The sequence below is a fragment of the Shewanella sp. Isolate11 genome (assembly GCF_022398315.1).
Classification (GTDB): Bacteria; Pseudomonadota; Gammaproteobacteria; order Enterobacterales; family Shewanellaceae; genus Shewanella.
The window spans coordinates 32,075-52,474 of the sequence record NZ_JAKEVF010000006.1; the positions used below are offsets into that span (position 1 = coordinate 32,075).

A 20,400-nucleotide genomic window follows, 5' to 3' on the forward strand; every position below is an offset into this window, starting at 1 on the left:
TTTTCGATGATGACCTAAGCCACAGACAATCAACATTGACTACGACTGAATGAACGGGCTCTATCACCATAATGCTTAGTCGCGAGCTTAGCTAAATAGCTCAGGCGATAAAAAGCTTGAGCGAAGATCTGAGGATAATCAAGGGCATTTTTATTGATGTAGTGCATAGGTTTACTCTCAGGAAAATGCACTAAATGTCGACACTCAAAATCATCGAGCCCTAAGGCACTAGCCCATGCTTCGACGATCTTAGTACTCAGGTTGCGTCCATCATAATTGTAATGGCCTAAGTGGTTATAAGCATCGTTATTGAGAAAGATGGCCACATGATAATGGTCCGTAGCAGCATCAGCCCGTTCCCTAGCCCATACGTACCGCATGGAACACGGATGCACTCGCTTACCCTCACGCGCCTTGATATCCCTATCATTCTGAATTTTAACATTTAAAGATTTGAAGAACTTACCTATGACACCTGAATCGTACCACATTGGTGAATCATCAAAATTAAGCTGAGGTAGATGTAAATCAAACCTCACCATCAAGGTTCTCGGATGCTCGTTAAGTGCAGCATGAATGGTTCGTAAAGAAGCATCCAAATATTGGGCGCTTAATGGCTTAGCATAAACGGTTAAACCTTGATATTGACCATCACTGATAACTGTTAGGTTAGTGTTTGATGAATGGCGTTTTGACATGTCGATATTCCATATTGGTTATTGTTCATAACCTATATGGTCTGAGTAATTTTTAACTCAGGAGCCCTAAGGGCTTGATAACTCTAACCTGGTAACCCTCTATGTAGTTTAGGAAGGAGAATAACAACCTACTGACTAAACAACTATGTACGAGTATGATAATCGTAACCAGTTAATTAGTATTAGTTTAGTATTAGATAGCATTAGTATTAACAAACAGACAATTTCAACAATAAAAATCCAAACAGAGACTTAAAAAACCTATCGATCATATCAATACAAAAAGCAATATTGTTACTCGATAGTTAAACCATCAGCAATAGCTAATAGAATTTGCTATTTTTCAACTAATTGCACTTCTATTGGCGCGTGCATTGTTGCTGAAAGATACTTCATAGGACTAATCGTTAGCACACTAATTGTATCTTCCGGTTTATAGTCAGCAAACTCTATTAAATCTTTATAAACTAATCTTGCTAACCCGAAACTGAGGCAAAGAACTGTTTCACAGATTACAGCTGACATTTCTTGTCCACTTAGCTTCACATCTAGGGGTTGTAATTTTTGCGGCACACTCATACTTCCCAACAAGAAATCATCATTAATCTTGTACTTGAGATTATCCGCAATTGCGAGCTCGCTGCATTGTAAACTTCTCTTTGAAAACTGCTTCCAATGCTGCTTGAGCATTAAAGACGCATAAGAAACTAGCTTCAAATTTAAGGCTTCAAATTTCTGTTTAGCTCTGAAGTTTTCATAATAAAAACCAGAACACATCCATGCATTTTTGTAGCCAATGAGACTACTAAACTCAGAACATATATCTAAATACTCCACTTTAGCTAAAGACTTTTCGGAAATGGTTGAATCGCCACAAAGCCTCAGACTTACATTTCGCTTAGCTGTCTCTATTGCCCCGGCTAACTCAAGTAACATAAATGGATTCACTTCCCAATGTCTCAAAAATAAAGATTTTGGGGGCATTCTTGTTATCGCAGGGTATCTTGTAAGACCGGTGTTTATTGAATACGTGCTTTTACGGTGTGTGAAATTCTGCTCTGTGTTTTCTAACGAACCTGGCTCATAGCCTTTAATGTAATCCAGACGGCTTAACGTTTTCCGTTGTGAGGCCAATTGCTGCTTGGACATACCAGTGAGTTTATTCAATTGTGAATACCCAAGATTACACACTTGCGCACCTTTATCAGCATGGAACAACAGGACGACAAGTAATAATCGGTTTGCCAATTTTAATGAATGCCGTCGCGATTCATCATTCTTTTTGCCACAATCATCTAACAAGTCATCAATTAACACCTTCCAATAACATTCTGACGTCTCTCGCTGTAATAACTCCTTCAATGTATCCGTAGGAATGTAAACACATGTTGGCCGACCTTTAGTATAAGAACTATCAACTTTGCCTAATGACTTGCTGTAGAAGCCTATCTGACATAGCAATAACATTCCCTCAACAACAGTATTTTTCGATACGCCTAAACCATTCGCTAACTCGTTAACACTCAACTCTCGAATTTCGTTAATTTCATATCGGTATATCAGTCTAATAAAGAAAAATTTCAACTCTGGTTTTGCGAAAAACCGCCCCTTATAACCACCTTTTACAAGATGACATTCTTTAGGCAAAGATAGCTCAATACAGATGGCATTTAAGTACATATAACTTTGAGTCTGTTGGTAGTAAATCAAATTTAAGATATCAATAAATACGTATTAATTAAAGTACGTGACTAAGTAACACACCTAAGCTTTATTGCTAAGTCACAGATTTAAGTTAATATACATAGTAGTAGTACTTACTTTAATGAAAATTGGACGACCTATGACACGCAAAACCAGAGGGCCCTTCGATTGGATAAATTTCGCTAACAAAGAGATGGTGAAATGGGCTAAACAGTACTTTTTAGAGAAGGGGGTCCTAATTCAGGAGCCTTTAAATTCAACATCATTTCAACAAGGGCTCGATATATACAAAGCGTCATATGGTAACGAGCTGCTATTAGTTAGAAATATGAAAGATGCTTGGCGTGGCGTTCTTCAAAGAAAGTCAAACCTGAGCAAAAACAGGGTATCTATCACCCACTCGATTAGCTCAACACACAATAGGCAGCTAAGAAAATTAGCATCTACTAAAGGTACCCCGATAAATAAAACGCTAGAATCTCTGATTGATGGCAATTACTCCAAATTACAGGAAGAAAAATTACCGAAGAGCAACAAAAATCAACAAAATACTCCAGAAAATTACAGCCTCATAAATTTAAATAACGTAATAATCAAAAAAGAAAAAGAAATTAATGAGTTAAAAAAAAGGCTTGGTGAGCTAGAAAATCTGAATAATGAACTCTTAAACTTAATTCAAAGGGCGTCATCTCTTTTAAATAAAAAAGAAAAAAAAATCTATCTACAGATAAAGGCAAAGCTAACTCAACTAGAAAACCAGCAAGGGTAGCTATGTGGTAAGCCCCAGAGAAATTTGAACAACCTCTTGTTAACTACTTTTTGCGCTCTCAAAGGGCACGACATTCTCAATAGCTAAAGCATTTAATTTCTGCCCCCACTCCTGCAATACTTCTCGCTGCTCGATAAAGTAGTCATGGTGATTGTAAACCTTCAACATACCAGGCAGCTGGTGGCCTACAGCTTTTTCTATTGCAACAATATCTAGCCTCATTTCATTACACCGGCTAATGAATGTACGACGTAGGTCATGCGGCGAGTAATGCTCAACACCTGCAGGTAAATTTCGTTTAATCAGTGTGCGTACCACAGAGGCTTCTTGAGGTTTATCAGAACCAATTTGCGGCCACACTAATTTCCACTTTGTCGGTACGCTCTTTCGCTGCTCTTTTAATAACTCTACAAGATAATCACTCAGTGGAATTTTACGACTTTCAGGACTCTTGGTATGACGTTCTTCAGAACTCGCCGGTAACAACCAAACCCCTTCCTCTAAATCTAACTCGCTCCAGCGCATTTCAAGCACAGCACTAATCCGTTGCCCACACCCTAATAAAAAACGCATCAAACGGATATAAATAGGATCGGTACGCCAATCATTCAAACTGGATAGCAATATCTTCAGCTCAGAAAAACTCAAGTTTCGCTTAGAAACTTTGGAACCACCGCCAACATCTTTTGCCTTCAACAGCGGCGCAGGGTGAACCTGCAACATATTTAACGCCAACGCGTGATTAATCACTTGATTGATGATTCTATGGCAAACACCTATAGCACCTGCCATGCGCCTCCCTTCTTTATCTACTTTGGCATCAAATACTTTATTAAGATCAGCTATGTTTAAGTCAACTAACTTAATACCGCCAATCACTGGCTTTATGTCTCTGTGGTAGATACTCCGTGACTGTTCTCCACGCAACTGCTTAGATAATCGTTTCTCATCAAAACTCTTAAATGCGTCATTAAAAGTCTTAGCTTCTTCTTTTTCTCGCTTCTCTTTTTCAAGCTCCTGCTTGGGGTTCTTATTATTTTCCAACCAACTACGATAACGGCCAGCCTCCTTTCTTGCCTGCTCTAATGTCATCCCAGTCTCAGGTTTTATCTGAACATAGCGTCCCATTGAAATTTTTTCGTGTTTCTTTCCAATTTGAAAACGAAATGTCCAAGTCATGGTACCTGTTTTCCTAACTCGAATATTCAACCCCTCAATTTTTTTATCTGGGACAAGATATTCTCTCTCACGCGGACGCAGCGCTTGTAATGTAGCATTACTATTTATTCGGTCTTTCATTACAAGCGATTCTCCATTCTGGGTACGGCGTGGGGTACGGCGTCGTTTCAGTTTTTATTGTACAACCAAAGACGCTAATGGACACTAAATTTTAAATAGTGCATATATATCATTTGGTTACCAAACAGTAACGAACGTTAATGGACACCGTTGGAATCAGCTAATCTTTTACCGACCACATGGAGTCTGGGGTGTTGTTGGAAAAACGAGTCTGATAAACCAGTATTCGGATAATCTACAAAAAGTAAAAAAGGGCCAATGGCCCTTTTTTATTGCTATAAATTCATCAATGTCACAATTAACGCTTTTCCATTTTTTGCTGCAGTGACTCAGCCCCTTTGGCGACCATACGCAGCTGGATCACTAGGTGATCGGCCAATATTTTTCTATCAACCCGCTTCATGTCTAACGCTGCTGCACCGGCATTAAACACTAATGTGACTAACGCTTCGGCCTGCGCTCTAGCCAATTCTGGAGTGCGCTTGGCTGTCGCCTCGGTGTAATGAGCCAGCTCAGAAATAAAATGCTCTATTTCACGGGCAACTGCAGCACGAAACGGTGCCGAAGTGCCTGAACGCTCATGTAGCAAAATACGAAATACGTTAGGGTTCGATTCGAGTACTTCCATAAAAGTATCGACTGAAATACGGATGACACTCCCGCCCGCTTCTGCACGCTGACGTCCCTTACGCATCATCTGCCGCAACGTTAAACCGCCTTCATCGACCATAGTTAGGCCCAGCTCGTTCATATCTTTAAAGTGACGATAAAAAGAAGTCGGAGCAATTTTGGCTTCACGGGCCACTTCACGCAAACTCAGGCTAGAAAAACTGCGCTCAGCACTCAATTGATTAAAAGCGGCGTCGACTAATGCCCGCCGAGTTTTTTCTTTTTGCTGTGCTCTGATGCCCATCATTATGAATCCACTAAATAAACATATGCACAAGATGATACCTGCTTTGATCGAAAAACGCAGCCTGTCTTGACCAATGTGATCTAGCAAGGTAAATTTGCGTACAGATGTACGCTCAATTTCAGTTGTTGGATATTATAATGAAAAAACCACCCCTCATCTGGACCAATATTACTCTGTTTGCCACCACCTTTTTAGGTGCTGTCATCTTAGTTCCTTGGTACGGAATTACCTATGGTTATGGAATAACCGAATGGGTTGCCTTTGTCGGCTTAGCTTTTGCCAGTGGCCTGTCTATTACTGCTGGCTATCACAGATTATGGTCCCATAGAACCTATAAAGCACATTGGTCAATGCGCTTTCTTTTCGCCCTTGGTGGCGCCTTAGCATTACAAAACAGTGCCTTGCATTGGTCGTCAGATCATCGTGTGCATCACAAGCATGTTGATAACAATGATCGAGACCCCTATTCAGCGAACATGGGTTTCTGGTATAGCCATATCGGCTGGATGCTTCGCGAGTATCAAGCGCAGCGATACCACGATTATAAGAACGTACGTGACCTACAAAATGAAAAAATTGTGATGTGGCAGCATAAATACTATCTGCCCTTGCTGATCATTATGAATATCGGCTTACCGATGTTTTTAGGTTGGTTAAATGGTGACGTGTGGGCGATGCTATTAATGGCAGGGTTATTGCGATTAGTTGTAGTTCACCACTGCACCTTTTTTATTAACTCACTGGCACATATTTGGGGTAAGCAACCTTACACAGATAAGAATACCGCGCGTGATAATGGTATTTTGGCGCTGTTTACCTATGGTGAGGGTTATCATAACTTCCACCATATCTTCGAAAATGACTACCGTAACGGCATTAGATGGTGGCATTACGATCCAACTAAATGGTTAATCAATGCGATGGCATGGACCGGCTTAGCCAGCCAGCGACGCGTAACGCCACAAGAGCGTATCGAAAGCGCCAAATTGCAGATGCAACTTAAGCAAACCCAGCACAAGATCCAACAGCGTGCCGATTATGAAGAAGTGCTTGAAAAACTGCACCATGAATATGAACTGTTAAAAACCCATATTGGTGAATACTATCAAGCCAAAAAAGAGTTAATAGAGGCTCGCCGTAAACAGATTTGTATTCAACAGTTGATGACGCGTGTTGAACAACTACAACAAGATCTGCTTATGCGTAAGAAAAATTGGAAGTTGTTGACCGCCAATTATTAATCTAGCTCTGCTAGCAAATTTAAAGGCCACATCACAGTGGCCTTTTCTTTGGCCGCCGTTCGCTTGATAAACATCAGGCTTCTATATATAAATTTCGCCATCACACAGACTGGTAGAGCCGATTGATGTGCCTAATAGATAGGTCTATTATGACGGCTATTGATCCCATTTGAGAATCCAGCTGTCGATGTCAAACTCTACTATCAAGCTTACCGAATATAGTCATGGCGCAGGCTGTGGCTGTAAGATCTCACCTAAAGTCCTCGGCACAATTCTAGCCTCACAGCTACCTCAATTTGATGATCCCAATATTATCGTTGGCAATAGCACCCGAGACGATGCCGCCGTATATAAACTCAATGACGAAACAGGCATTATCAGCACCACAGATTTCTTTATGCCAATTGTCGATGATCCTTTTACTTTTGGCCGCATCGCCGCGACCAATGCAATTAGTGATATCTATGCAATGGGCGGAACCCCCATGATGGCCATCGCGATCCTTGGCTGGCCAGTAAATAGTTTACCTGCAGAGGTCGCTCAACAAGTGGTCGACGGCGGACGTCAAGCCTGTAAAGATGCCGGAATCATGCTAGCTGGCGGGCATAGTATCGATGCCCCTGAACCCATTTTTGGGCTAGCGGTCACAGGACAAATACCACTCACCGAACTAAAACAGAACAATACCGCGCAAGAGGGTGACAAACTCTATCTCACTAAACCTCTTGGTATAGGCATTCTCACCACAGCGCAGAAGCAAAAAAAGCTCGCAGAAGCCGATCTCAATATCGCCCCTGATGCCATGTGTCAGTTAAATAAACTCGGCCCCGCTATCGCCAAAATCCCTAGCGTGACCGCTATGACAGATGTCACCGGATTTGGTTTAGCCGGACACTTAATAGAGATGTGTCTGGGAGCAGAATTAGCGGCCACAATCGATATTGACGCCCTGCCCTTACTCGACAAAGCTAAGTCTTATTTGCAAATGGGCTGTATTCCCGGTGGCACTCATCGTAATTATGACAGTTACGGCGAGCATTTAGCCGAACTCGATGATGAGCAAAAAGCGCTACTTTGCGATCCGCAAACCAGCGGCGGTTTATTAATTGCCGTTTCACCTGCAGGCGAAGCGCAATTAATAGAACTACTCAGCGCGAACGATATTGCCCCTATCAGCATTGGACAAATGGTGGCGCAATCTAGCACGACTCATCTTGTGGAACTACTGTAATGGTTTTAACAAGCGGCATGACTCAAGTTGTTCCTAAAAGTGACTATGCGCGACTCTTTATCAGCGATCATCCGATTATGGATGTTCGCGCACCGGTAGAATTTAATAAAGGCGCCTTTCCAGCCAGCCATAATCATCCGCTGATGCAAGATGAAGAGCGGCGTCTAGTGGGCACCTGTTACAAACAAAAGGGCCAGGATGCAGCTATTGCTTTAGGTCACTCTTTAGTCTGCGGCAGTATTAAACAACAACGCATCGAAGCCTGGGCGAATTACATTAAAGCCAATCCCAACGCTTACCTTTATTGTTTTCGCGGCGGCTTACGCTCTAAACTCACCCAACAATGGCTCGCCGAAGCTGGGTTAGATATTCCCTTTATCGAAGGGGGATATAAAGCGATGCGTCAATTCTTAATTGACACCATAGATACCGCGCCACAGGTCAAGCCGATGCTGATTATCAGTGGCATTACCGGCAGTGGTAAAACCGAGTTTCTTTTGCAACGAACTGAAGCGGTCGATCTTGAAGGCATAGCTCACCACAGAGGCTCCAGTTTTGGGCGCTATCATGAACCACAACCCACTCAGATCAATTTCGAAAATAGTTTGGCCGTCGCGCTTCTGAAACATCAACACACTGATGCCAAACACTTACTTCTCGAAGATGAAAGCTACCTCATAGGACGCTCTGCCTTGCCGCAAGCTTTCTATAAAGGCATGCAAATGGCTAATATTGTCGTGCTGGAAGAAACTCTCGATAGCCGTTTAGATAGACTGCTGAACGAGTATGTTCACAAGATGGATAAAGGTTTCCGCCAGCGTCTAGGTGATGAACAAGGCTTTATCGCGTTTGCCGAGTACTTAAGTCAAAGCGTCAACGGCATTAAGAAACGTCTCGGCGGAAAACAGCACGATGAAATTCAATCTCTCATCGATAGTGCATTATCAGCGCAGCAGAGTCGCGGCGATACCCATGCTCACCTTGAATGGATTAGCCTGTTATTGTGCAAATATTACGACCCTATGTATCAATACCAGATCAATAAAAAAGCTGAGCGCATTCTGTTTCGCGGCGACCATCGGGCAATGCATCAATGGCTAGATGATTTAGCAATAAACCAGCCGCCACAAGATTAATGCTGCTGTAGCAAAGTGCTGATTTTTGCTTGCACAATATCATCATCGATAGCTTGATCGATCAAAGCATCATCTATGCTGAGCACTATTTTCGTTCGTAAATTACGGCTCTGGCGCCCAGTCTTGACGGCTCTCTGAGCTGATGCTTGGCACAGTAGCATAGGGATAACCGCAACTGGACCGTTCGCCAATAAACGTTCAACATTTATTTGTGGGCGTTCTTCTGTGATGGCCTCATCGGTAAACAGGCACACTAATTCATTATTAGCTAAGGCTTGATGGATCTGCTGATACGCCGACTCGAGGCTTGACTCATTTTCAGCGGTATCATCGACGACAATGAGGTCTGTCTCAGAAAAAAGTAATCGCAGCAAAGACGGATTAAGCTGCGAACGACGCAACACGAAGCGGATTTTACGACTCGAGGTTGCCAGAACAAATAATGGCGATAGATAACCCATAAATTGACAAACCAAGATGCCCGCCTCGAGCTTTGGCAGCTTTTCTTCCCCAGAAATCGTTAACTTAAACAAGCTATGACGCAGGAGATAACTGACGAATCGCAGCCTAAATTCAGCGACCTTGTAATATAAAAACAGGCCAACTAACAGATTCAGCAGAGCTAACAAGATAAATAACTGTAGAATACTCCAGCCCAAGGCTTCCAGCAGCGCCATAGCTAATAACGCCGAACACACCATAGATAATGCATTAACAATATTATTGGCAGCAATCGCTTGGGCACACTCTCCTCTTTGGGACCGAGCCTGAATAAAGGCATATAAAGGAACGATAAACAGCCCACCACTGGCTCCTATCATCAGCAAAGCAAACATCAAATGATAATGTTGAGGCTCACTAATAAAACTAACTATGCCATAAATTGATTCAGGTGAGGCTACCGCAGAGGGCACAGCCCAAACCAGATCAAGACCAAAAAACGCTAGTCCCATCAGCCCGAAAGGCAGTAATCCCAGCTCAACATGACCGCAGGAAAGACGCGAGCTTAATAGTGAGCCCATGGCAATCCCAATGGAAAACAGTGCCAGCAGTAATGACACCACACTGGCATCGGCATGCAAATGCAACTTGGCAAAGTTGGGAAATTGAGTCAAATATGTCGCGCCAAGAAACCAGAACCAACTAATAGCTACAATCGCCATCCAAATACTGGGCTTGGTTCTCACTTGTTTAATCGTGCGCCATGTTCCCCAAAAAGGCTTCCAAGGAAGTTTTCTCACGAGCCCTTGTGCCGGCAGCGACGGAATATAGCGACTTGCAACATAACCCAAAAATGATAATAACCAGACTAATGCCGCGGCTACTACTGCACCGTCTCGATTAGCAATCAGTAACCCAGCCATTAATGTACCCAGCAAAATTGCTAAAAAAGTGCCAGTCTCAACCCAAGCATTACCCTTAACTAGCTCATCTTCGAATAAGGCCTGTGGCAATAATGAATACTTCACCGGACCGAAATATGCCGACTGACTACCCATGAGAAATAACAACAGCAACATCACCAAATAGCTTTGGCTTAATATTGCTATCGTCGCGCAGGACATGATGAACATTTCGAGCAGTTTAAGATTGCGGATTAATCTGGCCTTATCCATGTTATCGGCCAACAAGCCCGCATGAGCGGAAAACAAAAAGAAGGGTAAAATAAACACCCCAGCAGCAAGATTCACAAACAGATTAACGCCTATCGGTAAAGACTCAACCTGACTATAAGTCACCATAAGCAACAATATATTCTTATAAATATTGTCATTTAATGCGCCCAAACATTGGGTCACGAAATAGGGTAAAAAACGTCTGGTTAACAACATGTCCGTCTGTGTATTTCCAATTGTTAATATTTAAGCACTGAATTTATTAACTGGCTTTTTCGGTCATAACACATCAGCACCCGAGGCTCCCCAACACCAAAGTAATCCGCCTCAAGATCCTGCTCGGTAAAACCTAAGGCCAAATACAGTTGTTTAGCCGGATTAGTCGGTGCAACCGTCAGCTTTACTTGAGTGACCGAGTCCGGCAGATTATTAAGCGCAGTTGTGATTAAGCGTTTACCTAACCCTTGTCCTTGATACTGAGAATCCACTGCCACAGACAATATTCAGCCACAATCGCTTTGCTCACTTGTGGTCATTAACAGATAACCTAACACGATTTGCTCGCCATCGAGCGCCACCCAAAAGCCTTTTGGCCAACAATCGAAACTCTGGCGAAAGAAGAAATCGGGGTAACAATGATCACCAAAACAGCGCTGCTCTAGTCGATATACGGCATCAAGCTGATGCTTACCGACAGCACAAATGGTTATTGCCCCAGGGTTATTCACTGATCAGTAGCTCATCCCAAGCTAATTGAGGTGACCCCACTACGATAAAATTGGGGTTTTCTAGAGTTTCACGCTCATTGTAGCTCAGCGGCTGCAACTCTAAATCCATCACCTGACCGCCAGCCTCTTCGATAATGATCTGCGCGGCGCCAGTATCCCACTCACCTGTCGGCCCAATACGTACATAACAATCGGCACGACCTTCGGCCACCAGACAACTTTTTAATGCAGCCCCACCTAAGACAATCAGTTCACAATGGCTGTTGCGATTAAACAATTTTAAAACTGAATGAGGATCTTGACGACGACTGACCGCTAAACGCAGTGAAGGCGTATCATCCGGCGTTAACTGACGGCTACAGATCCTCAGCTCGCCTTTATCTGAACGTTTATAAGCTCCTAGCCCAGCAATGGCGTAATAGATCACCTCAGTCATCGGCACATAAACAATTCCCATAACCGGACGATTATGTTCAACCAAGGCGATGATCACCGAAAAATCACCACTTCCGGCAATAAACTCTCCGGTACCGTCTAAAGGGTCGACCAGCCAATAACGTTGCCACTGGCTACGCTGCTCGAAAGGAATATCGGCGTCTTCTTCGGAAAGAATGGGGATATCAGGAGTAAGCGTTTTTAATGCTGAAGTAATGATATTGTGGGCGGTGAGATCCGCAGAAGTCACAGGCGTATTATCTGATTTAACCTCTTTTTTAAAACTGCCTTTGAGGTAAATATCTTTAATCGCGACGCCTGCTTCAACGGCAATTGAGATAGCCTGCTCCACATAATCTTCTGGGTTCATCACAACTCCAACAACTTAAAAACAGCCAATGTCGATATAATAACTTGTATTTATTACTTTAGTTTTAGATGTTTCTGAGCTAAAAACAAGGCACTAACACTTCTCGATTCAGAAAAATCTTGCTCAGATAGCAGCTCGAACCATTGAGATAAGGGCCAGCTAACCAACTCTATTGGCTCAGGTTCATCACCTTCTAAGCGGCTTTCATACAAATCTTCGGCGACAAAAATCTGCATCTTACTGGCAAAATAACCCGGTGCCAGACTCAGCTCCATAAGATGAGTTAACTTTTTAGCACCATAGCCTATCTCTTCTTGTAGCTCTCGATTCGCGGCTTCGATCGCGGTTTCACCGGGATCGACTAAGCCTTTAGGAAAGCCCAATTCGTAACTGTGAGTGCCCGCGGCATACTCGCGGCCAAGAAGCAAATTATCGCCTAATACGGGTACAACCATAACGGCACCGCGATTATTGCCTTTCATACGCTCATATTGACGCTCAACCTGATTTGAAAATTTCAGATGCACTTGTTCAATCTGAAACAGACGACTCTGAGCAACCACTTCGGTATGTAAAATTTCTGGCTTCTTGTCCGACATGAATGTCCCTGATAAAAATGGCATTTGCTTCACCACTCAATCTTACTATGATGTGCTTAATCCACAACTCCGACTATGGAATTTTTTCACACCCTATATGTTTCCTTGGAATAACATAGATACTGTGCTGCTAGATATGGACGGCACACTACTCGACTTACACTTCGACAATCATTTCTGGTTGAGTGTGGTACCACAAACCCTGAGCCAGCAATTACGGATACCGCTGCAGCAAGCACATGATCGAGTCGAAGCCGCCTACGAAAAAGTGTTTGGTACCCTCAGCTGGTACTGCCTAGATTATTGGACTGAAGAGTTACAACTGGATATCACCGCCCTGCATCGCACTATTGTTGACAGAATTCAGATGCGTCAAGACAGCATGCCATTTCTGTTAGCTCTGGGCGATGTGGGTAAATCTCGCATCTTAGTCACTAATGCTCATCCAAAAAGCTTAGCGCTCAAGTTGGAACACACTGAGCTGGAAACGGGTCTGGATCATATTCTCTCCAGCCATGAAACGGGTTTCGCCAAAGAGGACCCAGAGTTTTGGCTAGCGCTTTTTAGTCGCTTTGAAATAATCCCCAGTCGCTGTCTATTTATCGATGACAGTGAAGCCATCTTACATGCAGCCAAAAGAGCCGGTGTAGGTTATCTGTTAGGGATCAGTAATCCTGACAGCCAGAAATCCCACAAAACCTTTACCGACTTTCCTGCCATCGATGACTATCACCAATTACTGACACAACTTCAAACTAACCAATAGGTTAGGTAAATATTTATCAGTAAAGTCGTTATCAGAGCGACAAAAACTTGGTTAATACTTGCACTGCATAAAATACTGTATATACTAACAGTTACTGTATGGAAAGACAGGATAAGTAATGAGACCCTTAACCCCAAGACAAGCTGAGATTTTAGATCTCATCAAACGTAACATTGCCGAAACGGGTATGCCGCCGACTCGAGCCGAAATTGCTCGCCGTTTAGGTTTTAAAAGCGCAAATGCCGCCGAAGAACATTTAAAGGCATTAGCAAAAAAAGGCTGTATCGAAATCATGCCCGGCACTTCTCGAGGCATCAAATTAACTCAAGAAGATGAAGTCGAAGAGTTAGGCCTGCCGCTTATTGGCCAAGTCGCCGCAGGAGAACCTATCCTTGCCCAAGAGCATGTAGAGCAACACTACCAAGTTGACCCGAACATGTTCAGACCCAGCGCGGATTTTCTTCTACGTGTACGTGGTGACAGTATGAAAGATATTGGCATCCTCGAAGGAGACTTACTCGCAGTACATAAAGTGGAGCAGGCTCGAAATGGCCAAGTTGTTGTTGCCCGTGTAGAAGATGATGTCACGGTAAAGCGTTTCGAAAAGAAAGGCAGTACTGTCTATCTGCATGCAGAGAATGAAGAGTATTCCCCTATCGTCGTTGACCTCGCAACCCAAAGCTTAAGTATTGAAGGATTGGCTGTTGGTGTAATTCGAAATGGAGATTGGCAATGAACAACTTAATCGGTAATGCACCGCGTCATCCGGGTTTATGGGTAGACATGGACAATCAACTCAAGTCTGCTTCTCAACATACAGTGACTAGTGTATCCAGTGCGACGCAAGGTAAGAAAGAGCTGCAGGCACTGACACCACAATTAGCCAGATTAAGCCAACAAGGCCAATGGGTGGTTCTCATTAGCCCGCCGAATATTGGCTATAAACAGATGTTAGCCGATGCCGGTGTACGCATGGATCGTATTCTTTTGGTACACACTAAAGATGAAGTGGAAGCTATGTGGGCCATGGAAAAAGCGCTCACCAGTGGAACCTCTAGCGCCGTCATTAGCTGGACTCAATCGCTTGATGCCAGAGATAACCGCCGCTTACAACTGGTCGCCAAAAGTTCTCGTGCACTCGGTTTAGTTATCGAAGGTGATAAGCCACATATAGCGACTCACCTACAACAAGAGATGAACTTACCACCAGCAACACACTTCAGCGCTTATCACTAATCCTCGCATCTCTTTCCATACAAAAGCCCCGTAAGGGGCTTTTTAGTCACTATTTTATTTGTAGATATTTAACTAAAGTGATCTTGATCAATATTTGAACACAGATTAAGTTAGTAACAGATATCAACGATTATTTGTTATATCCGAACAATTTAGTTGTCGGCTTTTCACGGTGAACACCTGTACATCCTCGCCAAACGAAGCTGAAATTCGCCTGATATATTCAGCCGTAAGTGCAAGTGTGGACATCAGTAGCAATAACAATATATACACCACCAGCGCACTTTGAAGTCATCGTTGCTTTTTTGGGAACTGAAGAGTTTGCATAGAGCAGAGACATACTGTGTGGCTCTTCTTTGTAGTTGCCTTCGCAATTGACAGAGGAGAAGTCTAGTGAAGCAATTGTTGTATTGTTTGCTGGCGTTATTGTACACGCCGAACCTGTTAGCAACCGATATGCCCCTAAATATGACCAAAGGGGTAACAGAGATCAGCGGCAGAGTGTTTGGACTGCACATGACGATCTTTTATATCTGTTGTGCCATCGGTGTCGTTGTGTTTGGCGTGATGATCTATTCCATCATTAACCACAGACGTTCAAAAGGTGCCGTCGCCTCCAATTTCCACGAAAGTACCAAAGTGGAAATAGCTTGGACCATTATCCCCTTTGTTATCTTAATTATTATGGCGATTCCCGCCACTAAGACCCTCATCGCCATGGAAGACCCTAGCGATGCCGATCTCACGATCAAAATTACCGGCTCACAATGGAAATGGCATTACAGCTATTTCGATAAGGACATCGAATTTTATAGTTTACTCACCACCCCAAGAGAACAAATAGAAGGTACCGAGAGCAAAGGCGAACACTATTTACTTGAGGTCGATAAGCCGCTGGTGTTGCCAGTAAATAAGAAAGTCCGCTTCTTGATGACCTCGGAAGATGTGATCCATTCATGGTGGGTTCCCGCCTTCGCAGTTAAGAAAGATGCTAACCCTGGCTTTATCAACGAGGCATGGACACGCATAGATAAACCAGGAACTTATCGCGGACAATGCGCAGAACTGTGCGGTAAAGATCATGGCTTTATGCCCATAGTAGTCGAAGTACTAAGTGAAGCAGATTTTGATATCTGGGTTGAAGAGCAAAAACAACAAGCCAATACTGCCGCTGCTCAAGCAGAAGCAGCACTCGGCCAAACCCTTTCCATGGAAGAATTGATGCAACAAGGCGAACAAATTTATATGGCGAGATGCGCCGCTTGCCACCAGCCAAATGGAATGGGTCTGCAAGGTGTATTCCCCGCCCTAAAAGCCAGCCCGGTTGCCACAGGTCCTATTGATGCCCACTTGGAAATAGTACTTCACGGCACAGCTGGCACTGCGATGCAAGCCTTCGCTAATCAATTAAGTGCACAAGAACTCGCCGCTGTTATTACCTATGAGCGTAACGCTTGGGGTAACAATACCGGCGATACCGTTCAAGCTGCCGATGTGAATCAACATGGAAAATAGGGAGGCATTATGAATGCAATAACGCGTGAACAAAATATCGATGCCACTCAAGTTGATGCTCACCACGAGGCACATCCAACGGGCATAAAACGCTGGCTATTTACTACAAACCATAAAGACATTGGCACGCTCTACCTTTGGTTCAGTTTCATTATGTTCCTTATCGGCGGGGCGATGGCTATGGTCATTCGCGCCGAGCTATTTCAGCCAGGATTACAGCTGGTAGAGCCGAACTTCTTTAATCAGATGACCACAGTGCATGGTTTGATCATGGTCTTTGGTGCGGTAATGCCAGCCTTTACTGGGCTGGCAAACTGGTTAATCCCAATGATGATTGGCGCGCCGGACATGGCGCTACCAAGAATGAACAACTGGAGCTTTTGGATTTTACCTTTTGCCTTCGCCATTCTCTTGAGCTCATTATTTATGGAGGGTGGTGGGCCTAACTTTGGTTGGACTTTCTATGCCCCACTCTCCACAACCTATAGCCCGGACAGTACAGCCTTATTTGTCTTTGCCATTCATATCATGGGGATCAGCTCAATCATGGGCGCAATCAACGTGGTGGTTACCATAGTCAATATGCGAGCGCCGGGAATGACCTGGATGAAGCTGCCGCTCTTTGTGTGGACTTGGCTAATCACCGCATTCCTGCTAATTGCCGTGATGCCCGTACTCGCTGGTACAGTCACTATGGTATTAACCGATAAATACTTCGGCACCAGTTTCTTTGATGCCGCGGGCGGTGGCGATCCTGTGATGTTCCAGCATATATTCTGGTTCTTCGGTCATCCCGAAGTTTACATCATGATATTGCCTTCATTCGGTATCATTTCGGCAATTATTCCCGCATTTAGCCGTAAACCACTCTTCGGTTATGCCTCCATGGTATACGCAACAGCGAGTATCGCAATTTTGTCATTCTTGGTATGGGCTCACCACATGTTTACCACAGGGATGCCAGTATTTGCCGAGCTGTTCTTCATGTATTGCACCATGTTGATTGCTGTTCCAACCGGCGTGAAAGTATTTAACTGGGTCGCGACACTTTGGCGTGGTTCACTCACTTTTGAAACGCCGATGTTATTCGCACTGGCATTTATTATCTTGTTCACTATAGGCGGCTTCTCTGGCTTGATGCTAGCCATCACTCCTGTGGATTTCCAATATCACGACACTTACTTCGTGGTGGCTCATTTCCATTATGTATTAGTGACTGGTGCCATCTTCTCGATTATGGCTGCGGCCTATTATTGGCTACCTAAATGGACGGGGCATATGTATGACGAGAAACTCGGTAAGATCCACTTCTGGTGCTCGGTCATCTCCGTCAACGTGCTATTTTTCCCTATGCATTTCTTGGGGTTAGCTGGTATGCCAAGACGTATTCCCGACTACGCGATTCAATTTGCCGATGTAAATCAAATTGTGTCTATTGGCGGGTTTGCTTTTGGTCTATCACAGCTAATCTTCTTGGCAGTAGTGATCAAATGTATAAGAGGTGGAGAAAAAGCGCCGGCCAAACCTTGGGATGGCTCAGAGGGACTGGAATGGACCATCCCCAGCCCGGCACCTTATCATTCATTCTCTACGCCTCCCGAGGTGAAATAGCAATGAACCAACCAAGTGTAAAATCGAATCGAAAACTGATCTTGTGGCTTATTTCGGGGTCAGTGGGTATGTTCGGCTTCGGTTTTGCCTTGGTACCACTCTACGATGTGCTGTGTCAGCAGTTAGGTATCAATGGCAAAACCCAGTCAACGGCGACCATTTATGAACCTATGACAATCGACACATCACGTACAGTGACGGTGGAGTTCATAGCACAAACCCAACAGAATATGCCGTGGAAATTTACTCCTGAAGTGAACCAAATCCAGGTTCATCCCGGAGAATTAATCCGCACTAACTTCAATGCTAAGAACCTCTCATTAGCCCTTACTGTCGGACAAGCCATACCCTCGGTTTCCCCCGGTCAAGGTGCGGCTTATTTCCACAAGACTGAGTGTTTCTGCTTTAACCAGCAGCTGTTAGAAGCAAATGCCGATGCGCAGCTACCGTTAATCTTTTATGTCGATCCCGACCTACCTGAATCGATATCGACGCTGACACTTTCCTATACTCTCTACAATATCACCGATAAGGGATACGTTGGTGCTGTTGAACAAGGAGCAGCAAAATGACTACAAAACATGAACACTATTATGTGCCAGCACAAAGTGCTTGGCCCATCATAGGCGCTATAGGATTATTTCTAATCGCATTTGGTGCCGGCAGTTATGTACAACAATTAGAAACCGAACATACTAGCGGCGGCTACATTCTTATCGCAGGTATCGCCGTTATCATCTATATGGTGTTTGGCTGGTTTAGAACCGTTATCCATGAATCCATGTCGGGACTCTACTCTAAACAAATGGATCGATCGTTTCGCCAGGGAATGAGCTGGTTTATCTTCTCTGAAGTGATGTTTTTCGCTGCTTTCTTCGGCGCCCTATTATACGCGCGCACCATTGCCGTACCTTGGCTGGGTGGAGCCTCAAATAATGCCATGACCCATGAAGTGCTTTGGCCGGGTTTCGAGGCAGTTTGGCCCTTAGTTACCACTCCCGATGGCAGCAAAACCGAGGCAATGGGTTGGACAGGGCTCCCCCTATATAACACCATCATATTACTCACCTCTTCAGTAACACTGCATTTTGCTCATATCAGCCTGGAAAAAGGTAAACGAACTGCACTGACATTGTGGCTAGGCGTTACCATTTTATTAGGCTTGTCCTTCCTACTTTTGCAGGTTGAAGAATATGCCCACGCATATCAAGAAATGGGGCTGACACTCTCATCGGGGGTTTATGGAAATACCTTCTTCCTGTTAACCGGATTCCACGGTATGCACGTCACCCTAGGAACCATTTTCCTATTAGTACTATTTTTTAGGGTGCTCAAGGGTCATTTTAGTGCAGACAAGCATTTTGCCTTCCAAGCCGGTAGCTGGTATTGGCATTTTGTAGATGTGGTATGGCTGTGCTTATTCGTCTTCGTTTACGTACTCTAACACCATCAATATGGTCTTGGGTTTGGAGTCATTAACCCTAAGCCTAAGGCCAGCAATAACAGCAAAATTACTAGCACAGAGAACAACACTCGTCGCCCAAGATAACGGCTCATGGGGGCTTTGGAGTCTCCTTTTACTAACACCACTAAAGCGCGGCCTAAATTAAAAATAATGAAAAGTAGTAGCAGTACTAACACAGACTTAAATAGCAGTAGACCTGTCATACAGTCTCCTCAAAAGGGATTGTCGTGGACCATGTTGTTACTTGTCTGTATTACTGTGCTGGTGTTTAGCATCTTGGTCAAGCTTGGTTTTTGGCAGCTCGATAGAGCCACCGAAAAGCAGCAGTTACAGCAAGCTCTGGTCGTTCGGCAACAAACCATGCCCCTAAGATATCAGCAAGTGCTCAAGGCAAAGGCGCAAGACCCCCTTACTGGTTACCGACTATCCCTCGAAGTCAACGCAAAAGACCCACGGATCATTCTGCTTGATAACCAAGTCTATCAGGGCGTCGTTGGCTATCTTGCCTTTCAAGCGGTAGAGGTCACCGCAAATCAGCCCTGGCTGCTGATCGAACTCGGTTTTATCTCCGGCACCCAAGATAGACGTATTCTGCCGCGCATCGACGGCTTAACGGGTACCCAAGAACTCTCTGGTCGTTTATATCAAAAATCGATAAATCCTCTAAGCGAACATCTATTGGCAGAAACCGGTAATCCACTACGAATTCAAAATCTCAATCTGACTGAACTAGCACAATTACTGCAGCGTCCATTGGCTCCGGCAGTGCTGCAACCACAACGTATTGGCGACAAGGTTTTAAACCAATTACCTCGGCCATGGCAGCCAATTCCCATGGCAGCAGAAAAACATCAAGGCTATGCAGTGCAATGGTTTTCGATGGCAGGCGCCTTTCTAATTTTAATGATTTACCTTTTGATAATTAAAATAAAAAACAAACACACATTGGAGTAAATATGGCCATAGTAAGCAGTTGCTTAAAGAGAACAGACCTTGTAGGTTAAAGTTTAAACACAGATAAAATAGACGTTAGTTAACGCTTCCTAGCCGTTCCGGGAAGTTGGC

19 protein-coding genes and 2 pseudogenes are annotated in these 20,400 nt (G+C 44.0%); 12 read left to right on the forward strand and 9 right to left on the reverse strand.

Annotated elements, in window-relative coordinates; translation table 11 throughout:
* Window positions 1-29: 29 nt before the first annotated feature.
* Window positions 30-698 carry an inovirus Gp2 family protein gene (locus tag L1D21_RS13890; protein ID WP_239845873.1) on the reverse strand — a complete coding sequence of 223 codons (669 nt, stop codon included), beginning with the start codon at window positions 696-698 and terminating at the stop codon, window positions 30-32.
* Between the two features lie 336 nt (window positions 699-1,034).
* Window positions 1,035-2,345 carry a hypothetical protein gene (locus tag L1D21_RS13895; protein ID WP_239845874.1) on the reverse strand — a complete coding sequence of 437 codons (1,311 nt, stop codon included), beginning with the start codon at window positions 2,343-2,345 and terminating at the stop codon, window positions 1,035-1,037.
* 196 nt (window positions 2,346-2,541) lie between these two features.
* Here L1D21_RS13895 and L1D21_RS13900 point away from each other — a divergent pair, with 196 nt between their 5' ends.
* Window positions 2,542-3,171, forward strand: coding sequence for a hypothetical protein (locus L1D21_RS13900; RefSeq protein WP_239845875.1), 630 nt, complete (start codon window positions 2,542-2,544; stop codon window positions 3,169-3,171).
* A 39-nt stretch (window positions 3,172-3,210) separates the two neighbouring features.
* Here L1D21_RS13900 and L1D21_RS13905 read toward each other — a convergent pair whose 3' ends face one another.
* On the reverse strand, window positions 3,211-4,470 hold the full coding sequence (locus L1D21_RS13905; protein WP_239845876.1) for a site-specific integrase: 1,260 nt from the start codon (window positions 4,468-4,470) through the stop codon (window positions 3,211-3,213).
* 298 nt (window positions 4,471-4,768) lie between these two features.
* The gene (gene fabR, locus L1D21_RS13910) at window positions 4,769-5,383 is read right to left on the reverse strand and encodes an HTH-type transcriptional repressor FabR (RefSeq protein ID WP_239846003.1); all 615 of its coding nucleotides are present in this window, start codon (window positions 5,381-5,383) and stop codon (window positions 4,769-4,771) included.
* A 140-nt stretch (window positions 5,384-5,523) separates the two neighbouring features.
* Between fabR and L1D21_RS13915 the strand changes: the two genes are divergently transcribed.
* The 3 genes from L1D21_RS13915 (at window position 5,524) to mnmH (ending at window position 8,994) form a co-directional block, all read left to right on the forward strand.
* Window positions 5,524-6,627 carry a fatty acid desaturase gene (locus tag L1D21_RS13915; RefSeq protein WP_239845877.1) on the forward strand — a complete coding sequence of 368 codons (1,104 nt, stop codon included), beginning with the start codon at window positions 5,524-5,526 and terminating at the stop codon, window positions 6,625-6,627.
* A 187-nt stretch (window positions 6,628-6,814) separates the two neighbouring features.
* Entirely contained in the window at window positions 6,815-7,858 is a 1,044-nt protein-coding gene (selD, locus tag L1D21_RS13920) for a selenide, water dikinase SelD (RefSeq protein ID WP_239845878.1), read from the forward strand.
* A 17-nt stretch (window positions 7,859-7,875) separates the two neighbouring features.
* The gene (mnmH, locus tag L1D21_RS13925; protein WP_239846004.1) at window positions 7,876-8,994 is read left to right on the forward strand and encodes a tRNA 2-selenouridine(34) synthase MnmH; all 1,119 of its coding nucleotides are present in this window, start codon (window positions 7,876-7,878) and stop codon (window positions 8,992-8,994) included.
* Here mnmH and L1D21_RS13930 read toward each other — a convergent pair.
* From L1D21_RS13930 to nudE, 4 genes and pseudogenes are all read right to left on the reverse strand, one after another.
* Window positions 8,991-10,826, reverse strand: a complete 1,836-nt coding sequence (locus L1D21_RS13930; protein WP_239845879.1) for an MFS transporter — start codon at window positions 10,824-10,826, stop codon at window positions 8,991-8,993. The two genes, mnmH and L1D21_RS13930, sit on opposite strands and share 4 nt — an antisense overlap.
* 23 nt (window positions 10,827-10,849) lie before the next feature.
* A pseudogene (locus L1D21_RS13935) lies at window positions 10,850-11,338 on the reverse strand (N-acetyltransferase).
* On the reverse strand, window positions 11,331-12,143 hold the full coding sequence (gene cysQ, locus L1D21_RS13940) for a 3'(2'),5'-bisphosphate nucleotidase CysQ (protein ID WP_239845880.1): 813 nt from the start codon (window positions 12,141-12,143) through the stop codon (window positions 11,331-11,333). Before cysQ ends, L1D21_RS13935 begins: the two are co-directional and overlap by 8 nt.
* A 53-nt stretch (window positions 12,144-12,196) precedes the next feature.
* Window positions 12,197-12,742 (reverse strand): ADP compounds hydrolase NudE, encoded by a 546-nt coding sequence (gene nudE, locus L1D21_RS13945; RefSeq protein WP_239845881.1) that lies wholly within the window; start codon window positions 12,740-12,742, stop codon window positions 12,197-12,199.
* Between the two features lie 97 nt (window positions 12,743-12,839).
* Between nudE and yrfG the strand changes: the two genes are divergently transcribed.
* From yrfG to L1D21_RS13980, 7 genes and pseudogenes are all read left to right on the forward strand, one after another.
* Window positions 12,840-13,508, forward strand: a complete 669-nt coding sequence (gene yrfG / locus L1D21_RS13950) for a GMP/IMP nucleotidase (RefSeq protein ID WP_239846005.1) — start codon at window positions 12,840-12,842, stop codon at window positions 13,506-13,508.
* A gap of 118 nt (window positions 13,509-13,626) precedes the next feature.
* Window positions 13,627-14,244, forward strand: a complete 618-nt coding sequence (gene lexA, locus L1D21_RS13955) for a transcriptional repressor LexA (protein ID WP_239845882.1) — start codon at window positions 13,627-13,629, stop codon at window positions 14,242-14,244.
* Window positions 14,241-14,744: a SulA-like leucine-rich domain-containing protein gene (locus L1D21_RS13960; RefSeq protein WP_239845883.1), complete on the forward strand. Its 504-nt coding sequence runs from the start codon at window positions 14,241-14,243 to the stop codon at window positions 14,742-14,744. Before lexA ends, L1D21_RS13960 begins: the two co-directional genes overlap by 4 nt.
* A gap of 393 nt (window positions 14,745-15,137) precedes the next feature.
* Window positions 15,138-16,250, forward strand: a pseudogene (coxB, locus tag L1D21_RS13965) (cytochrome c oxidase subunit II); the annotation flags it as partial.
* A gap of 18 nt (window positions 16,251-16,268) precedes the next feature.
* Window positions 16,269-17,870 carry a cytochrome c oxidase subunit I gene (gene ctaD, locus L1D21_RS13970; protein WP_239845884.1) on the forward strand — a complete coding sequence of 534 codons (1,602 nt, stop codon included), beginning with the start codon at window positions 16,269-16,271 and terminating at the stop codon, window positions 17,868-17,870.
* A 2-nt stretch (window positions 17,871-17,872) separates the two neighbouring features.
* Complete coding sequence (locus L1D21_RS13975; protein WP_239845885.1) at window positions 17,873-18,442, forward strand: cytochrome c oxidase assembly protein; 570 nt, start codon at window positions 17,873-17,875, stop codon at window positions 18,440-18,442.
* Window positions 18,439-19,314: a cytochrome c oxidase subunit 3 gene (locus tag L1D21_RS13980; RefSeq protein ID WP_239845886.1), complete on the forward strand. Its 876-nt coding sequence runs from the start codon at window positions 18,439-18,441 to the stop codon at window positions 19,312-19,314. The genes L1D21_RS13975 and L1D21_RS13980 overlap by 4 nt, the downstream gene beginning before the upstream one ends.
* A gap of 5 nt (window positions 19,315-19,319) precedes the next feature.
* On the opposite strand, the gene L1D21_RS13985 is transcribed toward L1D21_RS13980, so the two are convergent.
* Complete coding sequence (locus L1D21_RS13985; protein ID WP_239845887.1) at window positions 19,320-19,538, reverse strand: DUF2909 family protein; 219 nt, start codon at window positions 19,536-19,538, stop codon at window positions 19,320-19,322.
* 31 nt (window positions 19,539-19,569) lie between these two features.
* Between L1D21_RS13985 and L1D21_RS13990 the strand changes: the two genes are divergently transcribed.
* The gene (locus tag L1D21_RS13990) at window positions 19,570-20,289 is read left to right on the forward strand and encodes an SURF1 family protein (protein ID WP_239845888.1); all 720 of its coding nucleotides are present in this window, start codon (window positions 19,570-19,572) and stop codon (window positions 20,287-20,289) included.
* Window positions 20,290-20,400 lie beyond the last annotated feature (111 nt).

Bases quoted from the DNA above. Each gene is read 5' to 3' on its own strand.
- yrfG (WP_239846005.1), top strand. From the start codon at position 12,840: ATGTTTCCTTGGAATAACATAGATACTGTGCTGCTAGATATGGACGGC.
- L1D21_RS13990 (WP_239845888.1), top strand. From the start codon at position 19,570: ATGTTGTTACTTGTCTGTATTACTGTGCTGGTGTTTAGCATCTTGGTC.
- nudE (WP_239845881.1), bottom strand. From the start codon at position 12,742: ATGTCGGACAAGAAGCCAGAAATTTTACATACCGAAGTGGTTGCTCAG.
- L1D21_RS13985 (WP_239845887.1), bottom strand. From the start codon at position 19,538: ATGACAGGTCTACTGCTATTTAAGTCTGTGTTAGTACTGCTACTACTT.
- L1D21_RS13905 (WP_239845876.1), bottom strand. From the start codon at position 4,470: ATGAAAGACCGAATAAATAGTAATGCTACATTACAAGCGCTGCGTCCG.
- fabR (WP_239846003.1), bottom strand. From the start codon at position 5,383: ATGGGCATCAGAGCACAGCAAAAAGAAAAAACTCGGCGGGCATTAGTC.
- L1D21_RS13915 (WP_239845877.1), top strand. From the start codon at position 5,524: ATGAAAAAACCACCCCTCATCTGGACCAATATTACTCTGTTTGCCACC.
- L1D21_RS13890 (WP_239845873.1), bottom strand. From the start codon at position 698: ATGTCAAAACGCCATTCATCAAACACTAACCTAACAGTTATCAGTGAT.
- cysQ (WP_239845880.1), bottom strand. From the start codon at position 12,143: ATGAACCCAGAAGATTATGTGGAGCAGGCTATCTCAATTGCCGTTGAA.
- lexA (WP_239845882.1), top strand. From the start codon at position 13,627: ATGAGACCCTTAACCCCAAGACAAGCTGAGATTTTAGATCTCATCAAA.
- L1D21_RS13960 (WP_239845883.1), top strand. From the start codon at position 14,241: ATGAACAACTTAATCGGTAATGCACCGCGTCATCCGGGTTTATGGGTA.
- L1D21_RS13980 (WP_239845886.1), top strand. From the start codon at position 18,439: ATGACTACAAAACATGAACACTATTATGTGCCAGCACAAAGTGCTTGG.
- L1D21_RS13975 (WP_239845885.1), top strand. From the start codon at position 17,873: ATGAACCAACCAAGTGTAAAATCGAATCGAAAACTGATCTTGTGGCTT.
- selD (WP_239845878.1), top strand. From the start codon at position 6,815: ATGTCAAACTCTACTATCAAGCTTACCGAATATAGTCATGGCGCAGGC.
- mnmH (WP_239846004.1), top strand. From the start codon at position 7,876: ATGACTCAAGTTGTTCCTAAAAGTGACTATGCGCGACTCTTTATCAGC.
- L1D21_RS13930 (WP_239845879.1), bottom strand. From the start codon at position 10,826: ATGTTGTTAACCAGACGTTTTTTACCCTATTTCGTGACCCAATGTTTG.
- ctaD (WP_239845884.1), top strand. From the start codon at position 16,269: ATGAATGCAATAACGCGTGAACAAAATATCGATGCCACTCAAGTTGAT.
- L1D21_RS13900 (WP_239845875.1), top strand. From the start codon at position 2,542: ATGACACGCAAAACCAGAGGGCCCTTCGATTGGATAAATTTCGCTAAC.